Raw genomic sequence first — 5,145 nt, 5'->3', positions numbered from 1 at the left:
CATCGACAGAGCAAAAAAGTTCTTCTAGACTAAGCATGGGACGAGCCTGTAAAGCTGTTGTGTGATGACTTTTAGCTTACTCGCTTGTCCCCTCCTTATCCCGAACTCAGGTTAAGGTATATTCTTGCCAAAAATCTAATTTAGTTGCTTGTAATTCCTGGCAAATACGGCTGTAGCCAATTACCTGTATTAATACTCGTCGCAGTTCCGCATTATCTTCTTTTAAAAGCCATTGAGGTTGCCACTGACTTGGGTGTAATTTGCCGTATTCTTCTGGTAAGGTTACGCCGTGATAGGAGTAAAAATTATATCCATCAGCAAATTGGATTGCCGGTTCTCCTTCGGCATGGAGGCGATTTTGGCTATCGAAAGAGATTTTTATAGGGCGTTCGCTGACTATATTTTGTGTATCAAAGTAGCGCCAAGTCCATCCTGCAAACTGCTGTAACTGCCAATAGGCTTGTCTTTGGGTGTCTCGATCAATGCCATTCAAGGCAGCAATAGACTTAACAGTTTCCCTCGCTGATTCAAATTGAGAAGTTACAACTAAAATATCAATCTTTTCTGTAATTGGGCAGATTTTCTGTAACAAATTAACCGGATAATTCAATAAATTAAGTTGGAGTAAAGTATATTCCTCCCAAGAATCTAATTCTGTAGCTCGTAAGTCTTGTAAAAATCCACTAGCATCCTTGATTATTACTTGCTTGGATTCCGAATAAGTCTCTTCTAAAAACGATTCGGTTCTCATAGAGAATTGGATGGGATCTTCCACGCGATCGCGTCCGTTGGATTTAGCCTTATCTGTCTCAAGCTCGGCTACTTTAATTAATTCCTGCCAGTTTAATTCAGGCTCTGGAAAGCAAACTGCTACTCCCGCAGAGACAGTGCAACGATGAATGTAGTAATTCGGATCTACGTATAGTAGCTTAGCTCCTTCCCTAAGTTGCTCGGCTAGTCGCCTACAATCTTCTAGGGAAGTTTCTGGCAAAATTACTGCAAATTCATCACCTCCTTTGCGGCAGGCTATCGCTGAGTTAGGAATATTTCTTTGTAAGAAGCTCCCCAATTCTTGCAGGAAGAAATTGCCTATTGAGAAACCAACCAAATTGTTGTACCTTTGAAACCAATCGATATTTAGCAGAATTAGACCTAATAATTGCTGACTTCTTTCTCGACACCCCTGCCACTGCAAGAATGCAAACATATAACGCTGATTCAATAAACCTGTGAGCGGGTCGCGAAATATTTGGTTAAATAGCAAATCATCAATCAGGATCTGGTTCATTTATTCGGTGTAGGCTGCTTTTACCACTTCTGCGGCTTCTTCTCGGTCGATTGGTTCGGTGGAAAGCGCGATCGCTCTCCACTTCTGGCGATAAAGTGGAATCAGCGCTTCTTGTGACGTAAGTTTATCAATCTTAATCTGCGACATATCGCCATCCTTGAGGCTCGTATTCGCGCTGAATTCGCACCATCCATCTGCCTTGGGGAATAGAAATCGCCTTATGCTCCTCGTGGGTTAAAGTTGCCGTCTCTGAGAAGACGTGCAGATAAAGCGTGCCATCTTTTTCGTACAGTTCTGCTTGTCCGTCGCTGATGCGGTGCTTGTGTCCCGTCACTTCACCTTCGGCTAAAGTCAGGTGAGATAGCTTTTGTCCCTCGGCTTGCTGTGCGGGGAGTAAAATCACATCGCCTTGTCGAATGGGTTGCATCGGTTCTCCTCCAAATGCTGCTAAGCTGTTTCAGCCTGATGTTGGCATCCATTCTGGCACAACTCAAATACTTAGGGAGGTCGCCATTGCAATCCTCCATAAGTTAAACATTGAGATAGCTTTAAATTAAGTCTGGCGCGAACAACTCTCTTGCGAGCGGCTCTAAAAAAGCGAGTTATCTTTGGGAGAGCGAATCGTCCCTGGATGCGATTTACCGCCATTCTTGGAACCGGCTCTCGTCAAGCTTGGTACGCCAGAAGCGAGACTTCAGTCGTCGGTTTTCCGCATAAAATCCTCTCAATCGCTCTTGACATCTGACATAAAGTATTTAAATTAACTGATCAGCCCAGCTGCTATTTCTCCAAGCTCCCATGTCAACCCTCGTTATCGTCGAATCTCCCACCAAAGCACGCACCATCAGTAAATTCTTGCCTTCCAGCTACCGGGTCGAGGCGTCGATGGGTCATGTACGCGACCTGCCCCAATCCAGCAAAGAAATTCCCGAAGCCTACAAAGGGGAAAAATGGGCGCAGCTGGGAGTAAATGTGGATGCGGACTTTGAACCCTTGTATGTCGTCCCCAACGACAAAAAGAAGATTGTCACCGCCCTGAAAAATGCCCTGAAAGAGGCAGATGAATTGGTGTTGGCAACTGACGAAGACCGAGAAGGCGAAAGCATTAGCTGGCATCTACTCCAGCTATTGAAGCCAAAGGTTCCCATCAAGCGAATGGTGTTCCACGAAATCACCAAAGAAGCCATCCGCGACGCTCTCAAGAACTGCCGTAATATTGATGAGCAGGTGGTTCGCGCTCAGGAGACGCGGCGGATATTAGACCGGCTGGTGGGATATACCCTGTCGCCGCTTTTGTGGAAGAAAATCTCCTACGGCTTATCGGCGGGACGGGTGCAGTCGGTAGCAGTGCGGCTGTTGGTAAATCGAGAGCGTCAACGTCGAGCCTTCCGCCAAGGCAGCTACTGGGATCTCAAGGCAAGTTTAAACAAAGACAAGACACCCTTTGAAGCGCGACTTGTCGCTCTCAAGGGGACGAGAATTGCCACTGGCAGCGATTTTGATGAAGCCACGGGACAAATTATTGCCGGACGGAATGTGATTCTGCTCTCGGAAGCGGAAGCGAGAAGTTTAGAGGCGCGACTGGCAGATAAAACCTGGACGGTGGCTGACTTAGAAGAGCGTCCGGTTACTCGCAAACCTTTACCGCCGTTTACCACCTCGACGCTCCAACAGGAGGCGAACCGGAAACTACATTTATCTGCCCGCGACACGATGCGAACTGCCCAGAGTTTGTACGAGCAGGGGTATATTACCTATATGCGGACAGATTCGGTGCATTTGTCGCAACAAGCGATCGCTGCGGCTCGCAGTTGTGTCGAGCAAATGTACGGCAAGCAATACCTCAGCCCGGAACCCCGCCAGTACACTACGAAAAGCAAGGGCGCTCAAGAAGCTCACGAAGCCATTCGCCCCGCCGGTAGCAGCTTCCGCACTCCCCAGGAAACCGGCTTAAGCGGTCGGGAATTCGCTCTATATGACCTGATTTGGAAGCGCACTGTCGCCACCCAAATGGCAGAATCTCGCCAAACTCAAATTACCGTGCAGTTGCAAGTCGAAGATGCCGGTTTTCGGGCTAGTGGCAAACGGATTGACTTTCACGGCTTCTTACGCGCCTACGTGGAAGGATCGGACGATCCCCATGCAGCACTAGAAGACATGGAAGTGATTTTACCAACTCTCAAAAAAGGCGATCGCCCGACCTGCAAAAAGTTAGAATCCATCGGGCACGAAACTCAGCCACCGGCAAGATACACGGAAGCTTCCCTCGTTAAGACCCTGGAAAGTGAAGGCATCGGGCGTCCCAGTACCTACGCCAGCATCATCGGCACGATTATCGAGAAAGGCTATGCCCAAATGAATGGCAACGCCCTCGTTCCTACCTTCACCGCCTTTGCCGTTACCAGTCTGCTAGAACAACACTTTCCCGATTTGGTCGATCCCAGCTTCACCTCCAAGATGGAGCAAACCCTAGATGAAATTTCCACTGGGGAAGCCAAATGGCTGCCATACCTGAAAAAGTTCTATCTCGGAGAAATGGGTCTGGCAACCCAAGTCAAGGAAAGGGAAAAGGGGATTGATGCCGCATCTGCCCGTACTATCGAATTGGACGATCTCGGTGGGGCGAAAGTCCGGATTGGTCAATATGGCCCCTACATTGAAGCTGAAAATGACTCTGGGCCAGTAAAAGCCTCGTTGCCTAAGGATCTGACCCCCTCAGACATCCACGCTGAGCTAATTGAGACGCTGCTACAGCAGAAAACAGAAGGCCCCGATAAAGTCGGCTTGCATCCGGAAACCGGCGAACCGATTTACGTGCTGATTGGCACTTACGGCCCCTACGTCCAACTGGGTGATGCCACTGAGGAGAACAAAAAACCCAAACGCGCCTCTCTTCCGAAGGGTGTCACGATTGAGGACGTGACGCTGGATATGGCAGTTGGCTTGCTATCTCTGCCGCGGACTTTGGGCATTCACCCAGAAACTAACGGCAAAGTCCAGGCAGGATTGGGACGCTTTGGCCCTTATGTCGTCCACGACCAAGGCAAGGAAGGCAAAGAATATCGCTCCCTGAAAGCCAGTGACGATGTATTGACAATTGACATTGAACGTGCAATTGAGCTTCTAGCTGAACCCAAAAAGGGACGCGGCGCGACTCGCAGCAAGTCTAAGGCACCGTTACGAGAACTGGGGACTCACCCGACTGATGGGGAACCCGTGAATATCTACGATGGCCCTTATGGCCCTTACATCAAGCATGGGAAGACGAATGCTTCTGTGCCAGAAGGGGAATCTGTGGAAGGGTTGACGATGGAAAAAGCGCTGGAAGCATTGGCAGCGAAGGCAGGTTCCACAACAAAATCTAGTCGCAAATCAACTACTAAGAGTGGAACATCTACCAAAAAGACCACAACTGGGAAGACAACCGCTAAAAAGACGACAGCAACCACTAGCACTAAGAAAAAATCTTAGTTTCTTGCCGGTGAAGGGAAGCGATCGCACTTCAATTTCGAGAAAAGAGCGATCGCTTCCCTTCAAAGAGTGTTAGACAAAGAGCGATCTCTCTTATCGTTGCAGAGGAGGGGGGCGTGAAGCGTGAGCTATCCCGTAGGAAATCGCTCACACTATAATTACTGGCATCTGTGGAAAGCTGGAGTCGTTCCCAGGTCGTTACAAGAACTCAAAGAGCAAGCTTTTAATTTATCTGTGAGCGATCGCCTTGCACTGGTCAATGCTATTATCCAATAGACCTCTTGCAAAAGTCGTCGCTGGGGTAATATGGGGTCTAAAATTAGACGATTGCTAGCTGCCAGTCATAAGTTTTACTCATCTTACCTTTGACTGAGCCGAAGTTCATA

5 protein-coding genes are annotated in these 5,145 nt (G+C 48.4%); 2 read left to right on the top strand and 3 right to left on the bottom strand.

What is annotated here, in order from left to right:
• Positions 1-106: 106 nt before the first annotated feature.
• The 3 genes from NDI34_RS27630 to NDI34_RS27620 are packed head-to-tail and all read right to left on the bottom strand — an operon-like array spanning position 107 to position 1,715.
• A complete protein-coding gene (locus NDI34_RS27630) occupies positions 107-1,288 on the bottom strand; it encodes a GGDEF domain-containing protein (protein ID WP_348234431.1) in 1,182 nt (393 codons plus the stop codon).
• Entirely contained in the window at positions 1,289-1,435 is a 147-nt protein-coding gene (locus tag NDI34_RS27625) for a hypothetical protein (RefSeq protein WP_348234432.1), read from the bottom strand.
• The gene (locus NDI34_RS27620) at positions 1,422-1,715 is read right to left on the bottom strand and encodes a hypothetical protein (protein WP_348234430.1); all 294 of its coding nucleotides are present in this window, start codon (positions 1,713-1,715) and stop codon (positions 1,422-1,424) included. The genes NDI34_RS27625 and NDI34_RS27620 overlap by 14 nt, the downstream gene beginning before the upstream one ends.
• Positions 1,716-2,086: 371 nt before the next feature.
• Here NDI34_RS27620 and topA point away from each other — a divergent pair, with 371 nt between their 5' ends.
• Together topA and NDI34_RS27610 are read left to right on the top strand one after the other, a co-directional pair.
• Complete coding sequence (gene topA / locus NDI34_RS27615; protein WP_348234429.1) at positions 2,087-4,759, top strand: type I DNA topoisomerase; 2,673 nt, start codon at positions 2,087-2,089, stop codon at positions 4,757-4,759.
• A 123-nt stretch (positions 4,760-4,882) separates the two neighbouring features.
• On the top strand, positions 4,883-5,035 hold the full coding sequence (locus NDI34_RS27610) for a hypothetical protein (protein WP_348234428.1): 153 nt from the start codon (positions 4,883-4,885) through the stop codon (positions 5,033-5,035).
• Positions 5,036-5,145 lie beyond the last annotated feature (110 nt).

It is taken from the genome of Trichocoleus sp. DQ-U1, from assembly GCF_039961925.1.
Classification (GTDB): domain Bacteria; phylum Cyanobacteriota; class Cyanobacteriia; order Cyanobacteriales; family FACHB-T130; genus FACHB-T130.
The sequence above is the reverse complement of the archived record's forward strand: the minus strand, read 5'-3'. Positions and strand labels throughout refer to the sequence as shown.